Origin of the sequence: Chitinimonas taiwanensis DSM 18899, from assembly GCF_900119825.1 — a bacterium.
Taxonomy (GTDB): Bacteria; Pseudomonadota; Gammaproteobacteria; order Burkholderiales; family Chitinimonadaceae; genus Chitinimonas; species Chitinimonas taiwanensis.
Window position 1 is genome coordinate 91,801 of record NZ_FPKR01000006.1, and the last position, 18,528, is coordinate 110,328.

The window sequence follows — 18,528 nt, forward strand, 5'->3', positions numbered from 1 at the left end:
CAAAACGCCTTCTTAGTACAGGGTCTTGCGCAAGCGCAAGACCGGCCAGGATTGGCCATTGAATTCACGTGCCGCCCCCGCCTCGGGCAAGGCCACGAAGCCCAGCTGTAGTGCCAGCTGCTGGGCAGCGGTATTTGCCAGCAGAGTTTCGGCGTCCAGCACCTGCACGCCGAGCTGATCGCGGGCAAAGTCCAGCAGCGCCTGGGCGGCCTCGCGTGCATAACCCTGACCCCACCAGGCCTCGCCCAGCTCGCAACCAAAGCTCGCGCTGCCGTCGGGCTGCACACGCACACCGCAGGAACCGATCAGCGCGCCATCCGCTGCGCGCGTGATGGCCAATTGCCACTGCCGGCGCGGCTGCTCATGCTGCCAGCCGATAAAGCGGACCAGCAGCTGCTGGCTGGCCGCATGGTCGCATTCCTGCGCGGGATAGTAGCGGCCGAACTGCGCACCCTCGCGCAGACGCAGATAGGCCGACGCATCGTCGGCCTGGAAATCGCGCAGTAAAAGGCGCACGGTACGCAATGGCAGCAAGTGCAGCGCTCTAGAAAGTATGTTCGGGGGCCGGGAAGGTCTTGGCCTTCACCGCCTGCACATAGGCTTGCAGGGCGGCCGGGATGCTGTCGGCGCCATGCAGGAAGTTCTTCACGAAGCGTGCCTTCTTGCCCGGATAAACGCCGAGCATGTCGTAGACCACTAGCACCTGACCATCCACATCCACGCCCGCACCAATGCCGATGGTCGGCACTTGCAGGCTGGCGGTGATCTCCTTGGCCAGCGTGGCGGGCACCATTTCCATCAGCACCACGGCGGCGCCCGCCGCCTCGAGTGCCTTGGCATCGCGCTTGAGCTGCTCGGCGCCGGCATCGGTCTTACCCTGCACCTTGAAGCCGCCGAACACATGCACCGACTGTGGGGTCAGGCCGATATGCGCGCAGACCGGAATGCCGCGCTGCACCAAAAAGCGCACGGTCTCGGCCATGTATTCGCCGCCTTCCAGCTTGACCATTTCCGCCCCGGCAGCCATCAGCTGCGCGCTGGCCGCGAAGGCCTGCTGCGGGCTTTGCTGATAGGCACCGAAGGGCAGATCGGCCACCACCATGGCATTGCCGGCCTGCTTGGCCACGCAGCGTGTGTGGTAAACCATCTGTTCCAGGTTGACCGGCAGGGTCGAGCTTTCGCCCTGGATCACCATGCCGAGCGAATCGCCGACCAGCAGCATCTCCACGCCGGCATCGGCCATCAGGCTGGCGAAGCTGGCGTCGTAACAGGTCAGCATGCTGATTTTCTGGGCCTCCTGCTTGAGCTTGAGCAGGGTGGAAACCGTCATCTTCATTGGAGCAATCCATTAGGTTATCAAGCGCTTGCTCTGCAAATTCGCAAGGCTATTGCGCAATTCAAGCCATGCCCCAGGTCGGAGCATGCGAGCACTTGGGCGCATCATTTCGATGCAGCGCAACAATAGCGTAATCCCGCCGCGCAACTCAAACGCTTTTGCCCCTTGGCCGGCAAATCCCGCGGCGGCCGTCTGGTATAGACCACGGCAGCCATGCGGCCGTTCAAGCCTTGTTGAAATACTCGCGTGCGCCGCGCATGCCTTCGATGCGGCGCAGCAGCAGACGGAAGTCGTCCTCGTTTTCTACCAGATTCAGGTGCTCGGTATTGACGATCAGCAGCGGTGCATCGGTGTAGTCGTAGAAGAAGCGGCTATAGCGCTCGGCCAGCTGGCGCAGATAGCTCTCGCTCATGCGCGACTCATAGTCGCGCGAGCGGCTACGCACGCGTTCGACCAGGGTGTCGATATCGGCCTGCAGATAGATGACCAGGTCGGGTGTGGGTGCGCGTACGCGCAGATGGCGATAGATATCCGAATACAGGCGGAACTCGTCATCGCTGAGGATGAGCTGGGCGAACAGCGGGTCCTTGTCGAACACGAAGTCAGCCACGGTCTGGCCGCCGAACAAGTCCATCTGGGTCAGGCTCTCCACCTGCTCCACGCGCTGGAACAGGAAGGACAGCTGGGTGGGCAGCGCATAGCGCGACATGTCCTGGTAGAACTTGGGCAGAAAGGGAATATCGTCCGGTTTTTCCAGCAGCAGATTGGCTTCCAGATGCTCGCCCAGCTTGCGGGCCAGGGTGGTCTTGCCCACCCCGATCGGACCTTCAACGACGATGTAACGGTAACGCGCCAAACCCATTGCCGATTCCCTATCTGATCGTTTCTGCGCGGCCGCTGTCTGGCCGCCTAGCCCTACTCATCAATACGCTGCAAGCCCGTCTGATCGCAGGCGGCCACCAGTGTGGCCAGTGCGCGCCCGTCCGGCAAGCGCAAGTCGGGGGCGATATCGTGCAGCGGCAGCAGCACGAAGCTGCGCTCGACCATGCGCGGATGCGGCACGGTCAGGCGTGCATCGTGCAACACCGTGTCGCCATACAGCAGCAAGTCCATATCCAGCGTGCGCGGCGCATTGCGGAAGCTGCGCTCGCGACCAAAGCGCTGCTCGAAGGCCAGCAAGGCATCCAGCACCGCGTGCGGCGGCAGCGTGGTGGCAATGCCAGCCACCGCATTGACGAAGTCGGGCTGGTCCAGATAACCGACCGGCGCGCTGCGATAGCAGGGCGAGCAAGCCAAGAGCCGGGTATCGGGCAGCTCAGCCAGGGACGCCATGGCGGCACGCACGGTGGCTGCCGCCTCACCGAGATTGGCGCCCAGACCGATATAGGCGTGCACGCTCACTGAGCGTTGTCCTGCGCCGGCTTGGCACCGCCACGTGGGCCGCGCCGGCGGCGCTTCTTGGCTGCCGGGTCGCCCGGCTGGGCACGCACCAGCATCGCCTCACGTTGCTGGTTGTCGGCGGCCTGGAAGGTAGTCCACCAGTCGGCCAGCGCCTGGTCCACTTCACCGGAGCTGGCGCGCAGGCACAGGAAGTCGTAACCGGCGCGAAAACGCGGGTGCTCCAAGAGGCGGAACGGTTTGATGCCGGTGCGCTGTTCGAAGCGCGGCTGCAGGGTCCAGATTTCCTTCATGGTGCTGCCATAGCGACGCGGAATGGCCAGCTTCTGTTCCTGCACGGCCTCCACTTCGTCGATGGCGGCAAACAGCGCCAGCATGGGCTTCTCGCCCGCGGCTTTACGTTTGTCCCAGTTATCGAGCACTTCCAACCACAAGAGCGAGGCGAACACATAGCCGGCCGACACGGGCTTGTCCTCGCGGATGCGCCGGTCGGTGTTCTCCAGCGCGGTACGCAGGAAGGCCTCGCCATGTGGCATGGCCATCATCTTGTCGAGCAGGGGGAAGAAGCCGTGATGCAGGCCTTCGTCGCGCAGCTGCATCAGGCAGGCCCAGCTCTGGCCGCTGAACAAGAGCTTGAGCATCTCGTCGAACAGGCGCGAGGACGGCACGTTCTCGAGCAGGCTGGCCAGTTCGCGGATCGGCTTACGGGTGGCCGGGTCGATGCTCAGGCCGAGCTTGGCGGCCAGGCGCACCGCGCGCAGCATGCGCACCGGGTCCTCGCGATAGCGCACGGCCGGCACGCCGATCATGGTCATGCGCTTCTTTTCGATATCGGCCACGCCGCCGTGGAAATCGATGATCTCCTCGCGATTCGGGTCGTAGAACAGCGCATTCACGGTGAAGTCGCGCCGCTTGGCGTCGTCTTCCTGGCTACCCCAGGTGTTGTCGCGAATGATGCGCCCCGCCTCGTCGGTGGCCGCGTCGCCGCTGCCACGGAAGGTGGACACCTCGACCATTTCATCGCCAAACAGTACATGTACCAGCTTGAAGCGCCGGCCAATGATGCGCGAACGGCGGAACAGCTTGTGCACCTCTTCCGGCGTGGCATTGGTGGCCACATCGAAGTCTTTCGGATCCTTGCCCAGCAGGAGGTCGCGCACCGCGCCGCCGACGATATAGGCCTCGAAGCCGGCAGCCTGGAGCTGATCGGTGGTTTTCAGTGCGAAGGAAGGCAGGCGGTTGCGGCTGATGCCGTGGCGCTTGAGCGGGATCACCACCCGGCCGCCGCCATGGTGCTTGGTAAGCCTGAAGACGCGGCCGATCAGATTTCGAATCATTGTTGTTTGTTGAATCAGTTCCCAGTGGAAGCGGCGATTATACCGGCATGCACTGCCGTGAGCGGCATGCTGTTTCCACCCCGGAGCAGCCCAGGAGAACAAAATGCCCCAAATCGCGTATCAGATCCTCAATGTGTTCGCCGAAGAGCCGTTTGGCGGCAACCCACTCGCGGTAATCGAGGACGGCAGCCAGCTCAGCGATCGCGAGATGCAGCTGATCGCGCGCCAGTTCAATCTGTCTGAAACCACCTTCCTACTGCCATCCGAGCGCGCCAGTGCGCGCGTGCGCATCTTCACGCCTGGCTATGAGATGCCGTTTGCCGGCCACCCCACCCTGGGTTCGGCCCAGGTGGTGCGCGCGCTGCACGGCACGGGCGATGCGATTACGCTGGAGATGCAGGCCGGCGTGATTCCGGTGCGCGCCGAGGGCGAGCGCTGGACGCTATCGGCCAATGCGCCCACACAGCGGCCGATGGAAGCCAGCCCGGCCGAGCTGGCCGCCATGCTGGGCCTGCCGGCCGAGGCGATTGCCGGCCCCTGCCTATGGGTGAGCTGCGGCAATGAGCAGGCGATGATTCCGCTCGCCTCTCCAGCATTCGTGCAGGCCTGCCGTCCCGATGCCGAACTGATGCGCCGCTACAGCGTCAACGACACCGGCAAGCCCAAGGCCTATGTGTTCGCACGCACCGAGCATGGCTTCGAGTCGCGCTTTTTCTGGACGCCCGACACCGGCATCGCCGAGGACCCGGGCACCGGCTCGGCGGCGGCCAATCTGGGCGGCTGGTGGCTGGCCACCCAGGGCGACGCGCCGCTGCAGGCCACCATTCGGCAGGGGACGGCCATGGGCCGCCCGAATGTGCTGAGCCTGCAGGTGGGCAATGGCGGCATCGAAGTGGGGGGCCGCGTGCAACTGCTCGGGCGTGGCACACTGCAATGGTAAACCCTACCGGGCTGTCGGCCTGTTTGACAGCCCAGCCCTGACCCATCCAGAAATCCAACACAAGGCATTGATTTTAAAAGAATATAAAGATGGGCATATCGCATGCTTGGTTCCAAGCTGTAGCACTTGACCGCCCCGGGGCCAAGCCGCTGCACAGCCAAGGAGGATTCCCATGCATGCGCGTCCCGTCTTACCGGCCCTGCTACTCGGCCTCGCGCTCCTGCTGTTGCCCATGCACAGCCAGGCAGCCCTGTTCAGCAGCGATCTGAGTGCCAGCGGCTTCATCAGCTTCGACACCGCCAATTCCACCACCACGGCAGGCAGCCAGAGTGGCGAACTGCAGCATCAATCCGGCGGCGCGCTCAATAGCGCGGCCTTCAATAATGGCCCGCCCAGCCCGGACAGTCTGAACGGCAGCTTCAGCGATATCGGCGACGGAGTAGGCATGTTGCTGAGTCTGGCGGGCGATGTGCAAAGCGCAGCACAAGGCAATCAAGGGGTGTTTGGCGACTTCGGCATCAGCCTGAGCAATCTGTCCGCCACCGCCATCATCACCGTCACCCTGCAGCTGAACAGCAATTTCGGTCTGCTCAGCGCCAGCGGGCAGGACGCCTATCTGCAGCTCGACACCTTCCTCGATGGCATTGATGTCTACGGCCGACGCTGGCGTGACACGCTGAATGGCGATGTGAATGAGGACAGCGCCAGCGCGCTGTACACCGTGGTGCTCAACCCGGGTGACAGTGCCAGCATCAGCGGCAATATCGAGGCGCGTTTCGGCGCCTTCTCCAGCGACGGCCTGTACAGCGGTCAGTTCAGCCCCTTCATCAGCATTGCCGAGGTCACGGTGCGTGACGATCCGCCCGAAGTCCCCGAGCCGGGCACGCTGGCGCTGCTGTTCAGTGCGCTCGGTCTGCTGCTCTGGCAGCGTCGTACCCCTTCCCTGCGTTTGGCCCACGATAAGGAGTAAGCAAGATGGCACGCAAACTTTCCCCCGCCCTGCTGGCTGCCAGCCTGATGGTGATGCCCGCCGGTGGCGCGCTGGCCTGCAGCAGCGAACCCTATATCGGCAGCATCTGCACGGTTGCCTTCAATTTCTGCCCGCGCGGCTGGGCCAAGGCACAGGGTCAGATTCTCTCCATCGCCCAAAATACCGCATTGTTCTCCCTGCTGGGCACCATGTATGGCGGGAATGGCCAGACCACCTTTGCCCTGCCCGATCTGCGTGGGCGCAGTGCGGTGGGCACCGGTGCCGGCCCAGGGCTCAGTGATGTGGTGGAAGGCGAAACTCTGGGCCAGGAAAGCGTCACCCTGCTCAGCAGCCAGATGCCGGCACACAGCCACTCGGCCAGCACCAGCGTGGTGAATACCAGCAAGCTCAGAGCCAGCAGCGCGGCTGGCAATACCGACAGCCCGCTTGGTGCCGTGCCATCCAAGCAATCGCGCACCAATATCTATAACTCCGGCGCCGCCGATGTCGATATGGGTGCCACGGCACTCAGCTCCAACATCACCGCCACCACCTCGATCGGCATTGCCGGCGGCAGCCAGCCGGTGCCGATTCGCAGCCCAGGCCTGGGTCTCACCCATTGCATCGCCCTGCAGGGCATCTTCCCGCCACGTGATTGAACAGCACCAAGGAAAAGGCCCGCCACATCGTTGGCGGGCCTTTTTCTTGTCGTACGAGACCGTGCGCTAGGGCTGCTGAGTGTGTGTCGGGCGGGGTGAGGTGCTGGCCGCCTGGTCCACCACCTGCATGCCAAACAGCAGCATCAGCGCGGCGAAGGCCAGCACCACGGCACAGCCATGCAGCAGCATCAGCACGCTGGCGCGCAGCAGCTGCGGCCAGAAGCGCCCGGCATACACATGGTGCAGGGCAAAGCCCAGATACAGCCACCAGACCAGCAAAGTCCATTGCTCGCCCCAGGCCAGGGCTGGGAACCAGTGCGCAGCCAGCTGGCCAGGCAGCAGGGCCAGGAAGAAAAACGCGTGGTAATGGAAGGCAAACACCAGATGCGTGCCGGGTGGCAGCGCGCGCTTGCGATAGAACAGCCAGAGCCAGAAGGTGTAGAGCGGCAGCAGCGCAAAAATCAGGTAGGACAGCTTGCCGAAGGCCTGCTTGAACACGCCGAGCAGCGTCCCGCTGCTGAGCTCGGCCTGGCGCCCGTCCGGTAGCACCAGCTGCACCGGCTCGTCTGGCAAGGCGCCGGCCGCATGGGGCGGTGCGATCTGTACGCTCGCCTTGCCTTCCGCTGCCGGCGATGGGGCGGAAATGCTCTGGCTGGGGCCGCCCAGACTCAGCAGCAGGAAGAACAGGAAGCTGAAAGTGATATAGAGCGCCAGCGGCTTCACATAGCGCTGGCGCCGCCCGCGCATGAACTCCATCGTCAGCTTGCCGGGGCTGAGCAATAAGGTGCGCAGCGTGCGCCACAGCTTGCCCTCCAGCGCCACATAGTGATGCAGATACTCGTGCAGGAATTCGCGGAAGGTCGGCGATTCCAGCACCGCCTCCTGGCCACAGACATGGCAGAAGTCGCCCTGCAGCGGCGTGTCGCAGTTATGGCATTGCTCGGGCCGCTCGTGCATGCGCTTGCTCCTCGGGGCAGATTCCGTTGCTGGGCGTGTGACCAGTGGGCGAGCTTACCTGGCCTCGCGACGGCGGAAAACCAGTCGGTCCGGCTCGCTGAGCGCTGCCTGGTAGGCATAACCATCCAGATCGAAATCCTTCAGCTGCTCGGCGCGCGTCAGGCCATGCTGGATGGCAAAGCGCGCCATGAGGCCCCGCGCGCGCTTGGCGTAGAAGCTGATGATCTTGAACTGGCCGTTCTTCTCGTCCTCGAACACGCAGTCGATCAGCCTAGCCTTCAGCTGCTTGCGCTTGATCGACTTGAAGTACTCCTCGCTGGCCAGATTGACCAGAACCGGCTCGTCCTGCTGTGCCAGCTCGGCATTCAGCGACTCGGTCAGCGTACTGCCCCAGAACTCATACAGATTCTTGCCGCGCGGGTTGGCGAGGCGGGTGCCCATTTCCAGCCGGTAGGGCTGCATCAGGTCGAGCGGGCGCAGCACGCCATACAGGCCAGACAGGATGCGCAGATGATCCTGCGCCCAAGCGAGCTCCGCCTCGCTCAGGCTGGCTGCATGCAGGCCCTCGTACACATCGCCCATGAAGGCATGCACGGCCGGCTTGCTGTTCTGCGGCGTGAACTGGGGCGACCATTGCTGGTAGCGCGCCACATTGAGCTCGGCCAGCGCGGCGGACAGATGCATGAGGCTGCCGATCTGCGCCGCGTTCTGCTCACGCAGGACGGCAATCAGCTCGGCCGACTGGGCAGTAAAGCGTGGCAGGGTCGCCGTATCGCTAGAAACGGGCGTGGCGAAGTCGAGGGTCTTGGCAGGGGACAGCGTGAACAGCATGGCGAACTTCTAAAGGCGGACAAGGCGCGAATTCTACTTGGCCGGCGGGCGGGTCTGGCGAGGGCTGCGCCTGTTCAGGGCAAAAAAAGAGCGCGAATTGCTTCGCGCCCTGCAGTCAGACCGAATGGTCGAGTGAAGCGAGCTTGAATCAGGCCAGGCGCTTTTCCGAGGCGGGGTCGAACAGCAGCGCCTTAGTCGGGTCGAGCACCAGGGTGACGGCCTGGCCAGGATGGCCGGCTGCACGTGGGTGGCAGCGTGCCACGGTCTTCACGCCATTCAACGTGACGGTGACCAGGGTATCCGGGCCGGTCGGCTCGGTAATCGCCACCGTGGCTTGCAGACTTTGCAGATTGGTGCGGTCGCTGTGCGCGCTTTCCGGGTCGGTCAGCTGCTCCGGGCGCACGCCCAGAATCACCTGCTTACCGACGAAGGCGCGCTGCGCCTCGCTGATCGGCCCCAGCCGCACGCTTTGCGGCGTGCTGCCATTGTCGAGCACCACCACGGCATGGCCGCCCTCTTCGCCCAGCTGGACCGGGATGAAGTTCATGGCCGGCGAGCCGATAAAGCCCGCCACATACAGATTGGCCGGGGTGTCATAGATTTCCTGCGGGCTGCCGAACTGCTTGACCTCGCCATCCTTCATCACCGCGATGCGGTCACCCAGGGTCATCGCTTCGATCTGGTCGTGGGTCACGTAGACGATGGTGGTGCCGAGGCGCTGGTGCAGCAGCTTGATCTCGGTACGCATCTCTACACGCAGCTTGGCGTCGAGGTTGGACAGCGGCTCGTCGAACAGGAACAGGGTTGGGTTGCGCGCCAGGGCACGGCCCATGGCCACGCGCTGACGCTGGCCGCCCGATAGCTGGCTGGGCTTGCGATCAAGCAGGTGTTCAATCTGCAGGGTCTTGGCCACCCGGGCGATGATCTCTTCCTGCTCGGCCTTGGGCACCTTGCGGATTTCCAGGCCGAAGGCGATGTTCTTCTTCACGCTCATATTCGGGTAGAGCGCATAGCTCTGGAACACCATGGCGATGTCGCGATCCTTGGGTGACAGCTTGTTCACCACCCGGTCGGCAATCGCAATCTCGCCTGAGCTGATGTCGTCGAGGCCGGCAATCATATTCAGCAGTGTGGACTTGCCGCAGCCGGACGGGCCGACCAGGATCAGGAACTGACCCTTGTCGATTTCCAGATCGATGCCCTTGAGGATGTGGGTATCGCCGTAGCTCTTCTTCACATTGCGGATGGAAAGTGCGCCCATCGTTGTCTCCCTTAACCTTTGACTGCGCCGGCAGTCAGGCCGCGCACGAAATATTTACCGCCAATGGCGTACACGATCAGCGTCGGCAGTGCCGCGATGATGGCCGCGGCCATATCCACGTTGTATTGCTTGACCCCGGTGCTGGTGTTGACCAGGTTGTTCAGCGCCACCGTGATCGGCTGACCGTCGCCCGAGCTGAAGATCACCCCGAACAGGAAGTCGTTCCAGATCTGGGTGGTCTGCCAGATCAGGCAGACCATGATGGTCGGGATGGAGATCGGCAGCAGGATCTTGAAGAAGATGCGGAAGAAGCCGGCGCCATCGATACGCGCGGCGCTGACCAGTTCGCCCGGTACCGTCACGTAGTAGTTACGGAAGAACAGGGTGGTGAACTGCAGGCCGTAGATCACGTGTACAAGGATCAGGCGGGTCGTGCTGTCTTCAATCTCCAGCATGCCCAGCACCTGGGCCATCGGCAGGATGATGACCTGGAAGGGCAGGAAGGTACCGATCAGCAGCAGCAGGAAGAAGGTATCCGAACCCTTGAAGCGCCACATGGACAGGATGTAGCCATTGAAGGCGCCCACCAGGGTGGAGATCAGTACGGCCGGAATCATCATCTTCAGGCTATTGCTGAAGTAAGGCGCCATACCGCCGCACTCGATGCCGGTACAGGCGCTGCTCCAGGCAGCCCGCCAGGCATCGAAGCTGATTGAACTGGGCAGGGAGAGCAGGTTGCCGGTGCGGATCTCGTCCAGCGACTTGAAGCTGGTGCTGAGCATGACGAACAGCGGCGCCAGGTAGAACAGCACCATGGCAATCAGCACGGCATAGATCACGTAACGCGCCACTTTGGCGCCCGTGGTTTGGTGATAAGCGAGCTCAGCCACGACGCTCCCTCCGCAGTTCGGAATACAGGAATGGCATCACCACGGCGGCGACGGTGAACAGCATCATCATCGCGCTGGCCGCACCGAGGCCGAGCTGGCCGCGGGTAAAGCCGTGCTGATACATGAAGATGGACGGCAGATCGGTGGCAAAGCCAGGGCCGCCGCCGGTCAGGGCCATGACAAGGTCAAAGCTCTTCACCGCGATGTGCGCGAGGATCATGAAGGCGCTCAGGAAGACCGGGCGCAGGCTGGGGATGATGATGCGGGTGTAGATGGTGGGCAGCGAGGCACCATCCATCTGGGCGGCCTTGATGATGCTGTCGTCCACGCCACGCAGGCCGGCCAGGAACAGCGCCATCACGAAGCCGGACGACTGCCAGATGCCGGCAATCACCACGGTGTAAATCGCGAAATCGGGGTTGATGATCCAGTCGAACACCACGCCGGTGAAGCCCCAGTCATGCAGCAGCTTCTCGACGCCCAGGCCAGGATTCAGGATCCACTTCCAGGCGGTGCCGGTCACGATGAAGCTCAAGGCCATCGGATACAGGTAGATGGTGCGGATCGCCCCTTCGCCGCGGATCTTCTGGTCGAGCAGCACGGCCATCACCAGGCCGATTAGCAGGCCAAAGAAGATGAACAGGCCACCGAAGACGGCCAGGTTCTGCATGGCGGTCCACCAGCGATCATTGCCGAACAGCTCGATGTATTGCACGAAGCCGGCCCACTCATAGCGGGGCAGGAGGCGCGATTCGGTGAATGAGAGCCAGGCGGTCCAGCCGATAAAGGCGTAGAAACCGATCAGGCAGGCCAGCACCGTGGGAGCGATGACCAGCTTGGGCAGGATCGTGTCGGCGAAGCGACTGAGCGAAAAGCCCGGCGCGCCTTGACTGGCAGCGGTCATGGCGTTTCCTTTTTTTTGTTGAGGGAACTGGGTGTGAGGCAGCCGGTACGTGCCAGGCACGCACCGACCGCTCACGCACCCGCTGATGCGGGTGCTGACTTGCTTAGCCTCTGTAGGGCTTATCTCTTTTTAGCGGCTTCCAGCAGCTTGGCAACCGCTTCTTTGCTGCTCATGTTCGAGTTCATGAAGCTCGACACCACGTCCTGAATCGCACCTTGGGCAGCCGAAGGCTGGGCCATCTGGTGGGCGAAGGACGGCACCAGGCCACCCGACTTGTTCGACGCCACGAAATCGCTGGCCGACTTCTTGGCGCAGTCGTCGAACTTGCTCATATCGTGACCCAGACGGACCGGGATGGAACCCTTGTTCTGGTTGAACACTTCCTGGAAGGGGGTGGACAGCACGGTGGACGCGAAGTCGCCGGTCGCCTTCATATCCTTGTTCTTCTGCGCGAACACGATGAAGGAGTCGATATTGAAGGTGAAGGCATTGGCCGTGCCCGGCGCGGCCAGGCACAGATAGTCCTTACCTGGCACCTTGCCAGCGGCGGCGAATTCACCCTTGGCCCAGTCGCCCATGAACTGCATGGCGGCCTTGCCATTGATGACCATCGAGGTCGCCAGGTTCCAGTCACGGCCCGGCATGTCCTTGTCCATATGCTTGCGCACCATGCGCAGGGTATCGAAGGCCTTGATGGTGGTCGGGCTGTTGATGGCAGCCGGATCGAGCTTCACGAAAGCCTTGTTGTAGTAGGCCGGGCCACCGACGCCGAGGGCGACCGATTCGAACACGGTGTTGTCTTGCCAAGGCTGACCACCATGGGCCACAGCGATAAAGCCGGCCTTCTCGATCTTGGTGGCGACGGCGTCAAACTCATCCCAGCTCTTGGGCGGCTGTACGCCAGCCTTCTTGAACACTTCCGGGTTGGCCCACATCCAGTTCACGCGGTGCACATTGACCGGCACGGCCACGTAATGGCCCTTGTGCTTCATCACATTGGCGACCACGGGCGGCAGCAGGCTGTCCCACTTCTCGACCTTGGATACATTGTCCAGATTGGCCAGCACGCCTTCGGCAGCCCATTCCTGAATGGCCGGTCCCTTGACCTGGGCGGCGACCGGCGGGTTGCCCGATACCACGCGGGTCTTCAGCACGGTCATGGCGTTATCGCCACCACCGCCGGCCACGGCGAAGTCTTTCCAGGTGTGGCCCTTGGCCTCGATCATCTTCTTCAGTTCGGCAGCGGACTTGGCTTCACCGCCGGAAGTCCACCAATGCAGCACTTCAACGGTGCCAGCGAAAGCGGGGAGGGAAAAAGCACAGGCGGCGGCAAGCGCCAGGGTAAGGCGACGGGGTTGCATCGGTCTCGCTCCTTATTGGAATTTGAGTTTCCACTCTAGACATTGAGTGGCGACTCGAAATATAGCGAGCGATGTAAGTTTTGTGAAGGGATTTTGTAAGTTTTCAGTAAGTATTTGCATTGCAGTGCAGCAAACGCACTGCATCAAAACTCACCAAAGCAGCCCTGCAAGCGCTTTTCAGCCGCCTAGCCGGGTACAGAACAGGGCTAGATTAATTGCTCCAATTCGCCATTTTCGCGGCCTGCCGCGCAGGTGCAGCGCTCAGGTCAGCTGAAAACGCACCGTGACCACCAGGCCCTGCGGTTGACGCTCGGCCAGGCTGACCTCGCCATGATGACGGCGCGCAATCTCCTGCACGATGGCCAGGCCGAGGCCACAGCCTTTGCCCTGCCCTTCCATGCGGCCACGATAGAAGCGCTCGAATACCCGCTCGCGCTCCTCGGGTGGAATGCCCGGCCCATTGTCGGCCACCTCGATCAGCGCCTGCCCGCCACCATCGAGCACACGCACGCCGATCTCGCTGCCGGCCGGGCAGTACTGGATAGCGTTATCGATCAGATTGCCGAGCATTTCGCGCAAGAGCGCCTCATGACCGCTGATCAGCAAGGAATCGGGCGCGGCATCCAGGCCAAGGTCGATATGCTTGGCCAGCGCACGTGGCACCGCCTCCATGGTCACCTCGCGCGCTAGGCGGGCCAGGTCGAGCGGCGCTAGGGGCAGGGGCGCATCGGGTTCGGCGCGCGCCAGCGCCAAGAGCTGGTTCACCAGGCGTATCGAGCGTGCCACGCTGGTCTCGATCTGGCTCAGACGCTGGGTCAGCGCGGCCGGATCGGGCTGGGCCAGGCTCAGCTCGACCCGCGCAAGTTCGGTCTGCGACTTCAGCCCGGCCAGTGGCGTGCGCAGCTGGTGGGCGGCATCGGCAATAAAGCGCCGCTGGCCGGCCACCTGGGCATTCACCTCGCCCAACAGGCTGTTGATGGCGCGCGCCAGGGTACGCACCTCGGCCGGCGCATCCTCCACCTCCAGCGGAGCCAGGTCGCGCGAGGAGCGGTTCTCGACCAGGCGGCGCAGATGACGCAAGGGCGACAGGCCGCGGCTGATGCCGGCCCAGACCAGCACGCTGGTCAGCAGCATCAGCAAGGAGAGCGGCAGCACGATGTCAATGAAGATATCGCGCGCCAGCTCAGTGCGCAGTGCGGTGCTCTTGGCCACCTGCACCAGCATGCTCTGCGGGCGGTTGGCATTGCCGATGGGCAGATAGAGCGCCGCCACCCGCACCGCCTTGCCGCGCAGCACGCCGTCGTAGAAATAGGGCTGATTGAAGGCGCGCTGCAACTTACGCGGCGTGGCCGGCACATCTTTTTCGCCGAGGATGAATTCGCCCGGCGGGGTGCTGACCATGTAATAAAGCCGGTCGCTCGGGTCTTCCTCCAGCACCTCGCGCGCGGCGCGTGGAAAGTCGATATACAGCCCCTCACCCAGTGGTTTGACCAGGCGGGCCAGCGCGCGGCTCGATCCAGCCAGGCTGCGGTCGATCACTTCGTTCGCATAACGCAGCGCGACCGAGTAGGCGATCGCTGCCGCCGTCAGCCACAGCACCAGCTGCGGCAGTAGCAGCCAGATCAGCAGCTGGCGGCGTAGCGACAGTGTGCGGCGCGCGCGTGCCACTCAGGCTTCCCGCGCTTCCAGCAGATAGCCGAGGCCGCGTACCGCGCGCACCCCGACGCCGGCCGGCTCGATCTTCTTGCGCAGGCGGTGCACATAGACCTCAATCGCATTCACCCCGAGGTCCTCGCCGCCCAACTCGGCCGCGATCTGCTCCTTGGTGACCACTTTCTCGGAATGGGTGAGCAGCACATCGAGCACCGCCAGCTCGCGCGCGGACAGATCGAGCGGCGTATCGCCAACCCAGGCGCGTTGGCCGTTGCGGTCCAGGCGCAGGGCGCCGAAATGCGCCTCATCGCGGCTATCATCCAGCACGCGTGCGCGGCGCAGCAGCGCACGCAGGCGGGCTTCCAGCTCGACGAACTCGAAGGGCTTGGCCAAGTAATCGTCGGCGCCGGCATCCAACCCCGCCACGCGGTCGTCCACACCATCCAGCGCGGTCAGCAAGAGGATGGGCAGGGTAGGCTTTTGCGCGCGCACCTGGCGCAGCACGCTCAGGCCATCCTGGCCGGGCAGGCCGATATCTAGCACCACCGCGGCAAAATCGGTGCTGAGCAGGCGTTGAACCGCGCTATTGCCATCGCGGGCATGTTCGACTTCGAAGCCGAGCCGCCCCAAGCTGGTCAACAGGGCATCGGCCAGGACGGCGTCGTCTTCGGCAAGAAAGAGTTTCATCGCAGCGGGAACTCGTGGGAAAGCGTGGACTGCGTTTATATCAGGCAAAGCGCCGCAGGGCATCCTGCACTGCGCCAAGCCCTTGTTTGCTCGCCGCGCGCTGGGGCTGACAAAACAGGCCCGTCCTGCGCTACTGGTAGGTACGCCAGCCGTTTTCACCCCTTTTCCGTGGCAGCCTCGTCTAAGCCCAGGTCAACCCTATGGAGTACCGCCCCATGCGTCCCACTACCCGTCGCCTGAGCCTGCTAAGCCTGGCCTTATTGCTGGCCGCCTGCTCGAACTATCGCCCCTTGCCTGCCGATGCCAGCGCCGAAGTCGCCGCGCCAGCCGCCCCGCCCGCGCCGCCAGCCCCCTTGGCCATGCCGGCGCCCGTAGCCGGCAAGCCCATGCTGGCCAAGCAGGCGGAACAGGCTGCGCGCAGCATCCTGCCCATGTCGCCGCCGGGTACGCCCCAGCATGTAGCCGAGGACCGCGAGCGTTATCAGAAGATTGAGCGGCACGGCATCCTCAGCGTGGCCGATCAGCCGGTTTCCACCTTCAGCATCGATGTGGACACCGGCAGCTATAGCAATCTGCGCCGCCTGCTCAACCAGGGCCGCCTGCCCCCGCGCGATGCAGTGCGAGTGGAGGAGCTGGTCAACTACTTCCCCTATGACTATCCGCGTCCGCAAGGCAATGCGCCGTTTGCCGTGACCACCGAGCTGGCACCCACGCCATGGAACCCGGATACCCTGCTGCTGCGCATCGGCATCCAGGCGGCCGACCCGGCCAAGGACAGCCTGCCACCGGCCAATCTGGTACTGCTGATCGATGTGTCGGGCTCGATGACGGCGCCGGAAAAACTGCCACTGCTGAAGAATGCGCTCAAGCTCTTCGTGCAGCAGCTGCGCGCGCAGGATCGCCTGTCCATCGTCACCTATGCGAGCGGTGAAGCGATTGCCCTGCCGCCTACATCGGGCCGCGACAAGGCGACGATTCTGGCCGCCATCAACAGCCTGCAGGCTGGCGGCGCCACCGCGGGCGCAGCCGGTATCCAGATGGCCTATCAGATGGCTGAGCAGGCTTTCCAGCCCAAGGGCATCAACCGCATCTTGCTGGCCACCGATGGCGACTTCAATGTCGGCATCAGCAACTTCGACGCCTTGAAGAACCTGGTGGAAGAAAAGCGTAAATCCGGCGTGGCCTTGTCCGCACTCGGCTTTGGCAGCGGCAATTACAACGAGCAGCTGATGGAACAGATTGCCGACGTCGGCAATGGCGCCTACTCGTATATCGACAGCCTGCAGGAGGGGCAGAAGGTGCTGGTGGACGAATTCACCTCCACCCTGGCCACGGTGGCCAGCGATGTGAAGATCCAGCTCGAGTTCAACCCGGCCACGGTGAAGGAATACCGCCAAATCGGCTTTGAGAACCGCGCGCTCAAGCGCGAGGACTTCAACAACGACAAGGTGGATGCCGGCGAGATTGGCGCCGGCCACCGCGTGACCGCGTTGTATGAGATCACCCTGGCCGGTAAACCGGGCAGCCTGGAGCCGCTGCGCTATCGGATCAATAAGCCGCAGCTGACCGGCCAGGATCAGGAACTCGGCTTCCTGCGCCTGCGCTACAAATCCGCCCAAGGCGAAGCGAGCAAGGAGCAGTCCTTCCCGGTGCTGCGCACAGCCATCCAGCCAAGCATGTCGGAAGACTTCCGCTTTGCCGCCGCGGTGGCTGCCTTTGGCCAAAGGCTGAGCGATGGCGGCAAATACTTGCGTGATTACGACTTTGCGCAGATCCGCAACCTGGCCGCCGGCGCCAGGGGCGAGGATCGCTTTGGCTACCGCGGTGAGTTCGTGCGCATGCTGAGCCTGGCGGAAAGCCTGGCTGGCCAGGCGAATACGCCCGGTAGCAAACCGCAGGAGTAAGCGTACAGGCGGCCCGTCCGGCTAAGCGGGCCGCCCAAGCGGCGCAGCGCTACTGCAGCTCGCTCAGATAGATGAGCGCGCCCAGCACCAGCAGAGCGGCCAGAATGGCAAAAGTGATTTTCCAAGCCGACCAAGGCCGCTCGCCCTGCACTTCGCCCGTCTGGCCATTGACCAGGAAGCGCCAGGTCTTGCCCCCGTACTGGTAGCTCGACAACCAGACCGGCAAGAGGATGTGCTTGAAGCTGATCTCGCGATACTGCGGCGCCATGCGGTGGATACGCTGCACATCGCCACCGATATCGCGGCAGATGGCACTGCGTATCTGCGGCTCCATGCGCGCCCGTGCGCCATCAAAGCCGTCCGCCAGACCGATCTGATAGGCCTCCACGGTAAAGCCGGCCAGATAATCCTCGCGATAGGGCTGCAGGGCGCCCAGCTTCCACGGCTCCAACTTGTCCAGATACTCGCGCGGCAGCGACTGGCTGGCCGGCACCAGCACATCATCGAAATGCAGGCTGACCTGACCGGACGCCGCCGACCAGCGCGTATGCTGCACCTGGCGCGTCTTGCGCACGCCATTCTCTTCGTAGCTCTGCGTCACATAGTAGTGATCACCACGCTCGCCCTGATACGGCGTCAGCGTATCGCTGTCATAGGTCCAATAAGGCAGATACAGGCCCTGCAGGCCGCTGGCCGCGCGATAGGCGCGCTTGAGCGCATTCGGCGCAAACCACAGACCATGAATCCAGCTGCGGAACTGCTCGCGCGCAGCGGCTTCGGGAACCTCGAAGGCCGCCACCGCGCGCGGACGCAGACTGCGCTTGGCATAGGCATTGCTGGCAATCAGGGGCACCGCGCAGAAAGGACAGCGGTCGGCGGTGATATGAGCAGCCAGCTGTGATGCAGCGCCACAGCCCGGGCACTTGACGGTCTGCAGCTCGATGGCCGGCTCATCGCCCGCGGCCTGGGCCAGGAAGGCGGCGTAATCGAGCTCTTCCAGCGCCTGCTCGACTTGCTGCGGCGCGGCCTCCTCCAGCGCATTCTCGCTGCCGCAGTAAGGACAGCGCAGCGCATGCTGGCCCGGCGCATATTCCAGCTTGGCGCCGCAAGCCGAGCAAGGGTAGTAACGGGTGTGCATATTTTCGTGTTTGTCCACTACAGCAAATCGCCCGTCGTAAGCTGGCGACAAAAAATATTCTTCTGTTTCAATAGCTTAAACCGTCATCATGAAGTAATGTCTTTACATGACGACAAATCTTACTTATCCACACAGGCTTGAATTATCAAGCTTTTGATTTACAAAGAAAAAATATCATTGGCACGATGAATGCTAATGACAAAATACTAAAATGCCATGAACAAAGTGGCCGGTCGGTGGGTCTGAACTGGGTGATGCCATACTTTGCCAGGTTCAGAGGAGCATCAAGAAAGCCGGATCGC

General features: G+C 63.1%; 18 protein-coding genes. 4 read left to right on the plus strand and 14 right to left on the minus strand.

All coding sequences use genetic code 11. From position 1 onward, the window contains the following. Positions 1-12 precede the first annotated feature (12 nt). The 5 genes from BT173_RS08690 to pcnB all read right to left on the minus strand — a co-directional run bounded on the left by BT173_RS08690 (position 13) and on the right by pcnB (position 4,071). Positions 13-534 (minus strand): GNAT family N-acetyltransferase, encoded by a 522-nt coding sequence (locus BT173_RS08690; RefSeq protein ID WP_072428258.1) that lies wholly within the window; start codon positions 532-534, stop codon positions 13-15. A 10-nt stretch (positions 535-544) separates the two neighbouring features. Beyond that, on the minus strand, positions 545-1,336 hold the full coding sequence (panB, locus tag BT173_RS08695) for a 3-methyl-2-oxobutanoate hydroxymethyltransferase (protein WP_072428259.1): 792 nt from the start codon (positions 1,334-1,336) through the stop codon (positions 545-547). A gap of 223 nt (positions 1,337-1,559) precedes the next feature. Beyond that, positions 1,560-2,198, minus strand: coding sequence for a deoxynucleoside kinase (locus BT173_RS08700; RefSeq protein WP_072428260.1), 639 nt, complete (start codon positions 2,196-2,198; stop codon positions 1,560-1,562). A gap of 53 nt (positions 2,199-2,251) precedes the next feature. After that, positions 2,252-2,737, minus strand: a complete 486-nt coding sequence (gene folK, locus BT173_RS08705) for a 2-amino-4-hydroxy-6-hydroxymethyldihydropteridine diphosphokinase (protein ID WP_072428261.1) — start codon at positions 2,735-2,737, stop codon at positions 2,252-2,254. Further along, a complete protein-coding gene (pcnB, locus tag BT173_RS08710) occupies positions 2,734-4,071 on the minus strand; it encodes a polynucleotide adenylyltransferase PcnB (RefSeq protein ID WP_072428262.1) in 1,338 nt (445 codons plus the stop codon). The genes folK and pcnB overlap by 4 nt, the downstream gene beginning before the upstream one ends. Before the next feature lie 103 nt (positions 4,072-4,174). Between pcnB and BT173_RS08715 the strand changes: the two genes are divergently transcribed. The 3 genes from BT173_RS08715 to BT173_RS08725 all read left to right on the plus strand — a co-directional run bounded on the left by BT173_RS08715 (position 4,175) and on the right by BT173_RS08725 (position 6,640). After that, on the plus strand, positions 4,175-5,011 hold the full coding sequence (locus tag BT173_RS08715; protein ID WP_072428263.1) for a PhzF family phenazine biosynthesis protein: 837 nt from the start codon (positions 4,175-4,177) through the stop codon (positions 5,009-5,011). Between the two features lie 172 nt (positions 5,012-5,183). Next, positions 5,184-5,981, plus strand: a complete 798-nt coding sequence (locus tag BT173_RS08720) for a PEP-CTERM sorting domain-containing protein (RefSeq protein WP_072428264.1) — start codon at positions 5,184-5,186, stop codon at positions 5,979-5,981. Between the two features lie 5 nt (positions 5,982-5,986). After that, a complete protein-coding gene (locus tag BT173_RS08725; RefSeq protein WP_245794152.1) occupies positions 5,987-6,640 on the plus strand; it encodes a phage tail protein in 654 nt (217 codons plus the stop codon). 66 nt (positions 6,641-6,706) lie between these two features. Here BT173_RS08725 and BT173_RS08730 read toward each other — a convergent pair whose 3' ends face one another. The 8 genes from BT173_RS08730 to BT173_RS08765 all read right to left on the minus strand — a co-directional run bounded on the left by BT173_RS08730 (position 6,707) and on the right by BT173_RS08765 (position 15,184). Continuing rightward, positions 6,707-7,597 (minus strand): DUF3667 domain-containing protein, encoded by an 891-nt coding sequence (locus BT173_RS08730; RefSeq protein WP_072428265.1) that lies wholly within the window; start codon positions 7,595-7,597, stop codon positions 6,707-6,709. 54 nt (positions 7,598-7,651) lie between these two features. Then, positions 7,652-8,428, minus strand: coding sequence for a peroxide stress protein YaaA (gene yaaA / locus BT173_RS08735; RefSeq protein ID WP_072428266.1), 777 nt, complete (start codon positions 8,426-8,428; stop codon positions 7,652-7,654). A 148-nt stretch (positions 8,429-8,576) separates the two neighbouring features. Further along, a complete protein-coding gene (locus BT173_RS08740) occupies positions 8,577-9,689 on the minus strand; it encodes an ABC transporter ATP-binding protein (RefSeq protein WP_072428267.1) in 1,113 nt (370 codons plus the stop codon). Positions 9,690-9,700: 11 nt separating this feature from the next. Next, positions 9,701-10,579 (minus strand): carbohydrate ABC transporter permease, encoded by an 879-nt coding sequence (locus tag BT173_RS08745; protein WP_308417567.1) that lies wholly within the window; start codon positions 10,577-10,579, stop codon positions 9,701-9,703. Further along, a complete protein-coding gene (locus tag BT173_RS08750; RefSeq protein ID WP_072428268.1) occupies positions 10,572-11,483 on the minus strand; it encodes a carbohydrate ABC transporter permease in 912 nt (303 codons plus the stop codon). Before BT173_RS08750 ends, BT173_RS08745 begins: the two co-directional genes overlap by 8 nt. A gap of 119 nt (positions 11,484-11,602) precedes the next feature. Continuing rightward, on the minus strand, positions 11,603-12,844 hold the full coding sequence (locus tag BT173_RS08755; RefSeq protein WP_072428269.1) for an ABC transporter substrate-binding protein: 1,242 nt from the start codon (positions 12,842-12,844) through the stop codon (positions 11,603-11,605). Between the two features lie 261 nt (positions 12,845-13,105). Beyond that, complete coding sequence (locus BT173_RS08760) at positions 13,106-14,512, minus strand: sensor histidine kinase (RefSeq protein ID WP_072428270.1); 1,407 nt, start codon at positions 14,510-14,512, stop codon at positions 13,106-13,108. Beyond that, positions 14,513-15,184: a response regulator transcription factor gene (locus BT173_RS08765; RefSeq protein WP_072428271.1), complete on the minus strand. Its 672-nt coding sequence runs from the start codon at positions 15,182-15,184 to the stop codon at positions 14,513-14,515. A gap of 215 nt (positions 15,185-15,399) precedes the next feature. Between BT173_RS08765 and BT173_RS08770 the strand changes: the two genes are divergently transcribed. Further along, complete coding sequence (locus BT173_RS08770; protein WP_072428272.1) at positions 15,400-17,088, plus strand: vWA domain-containing protein; 1,689 nt, start codon at positions 15,400-15,402, stop codon at positions 17,086-17,088. 49 nt (positions 17,089-17,137) lie between these two features. Here the strand turns inward: BT173_RS08770 and BT173_RS08775 are convergent, their stop codons facing one another. Beyond that, positions 17,138-18,244 carry a TFIIB-type zinc ribbon-containing protein gene (locus tag BT173_RS08775; protein WP_217651434.1) on the minus strand — a complete coding sequence of 369 codons (1,107 nt, stop codon included), beginning with the start codon at positions 18,242-18,244 and terminating at the stop codon, positions 17,138-17,140. Positions 18,245-18,528 lie beyond the last annotated feature (284 nt).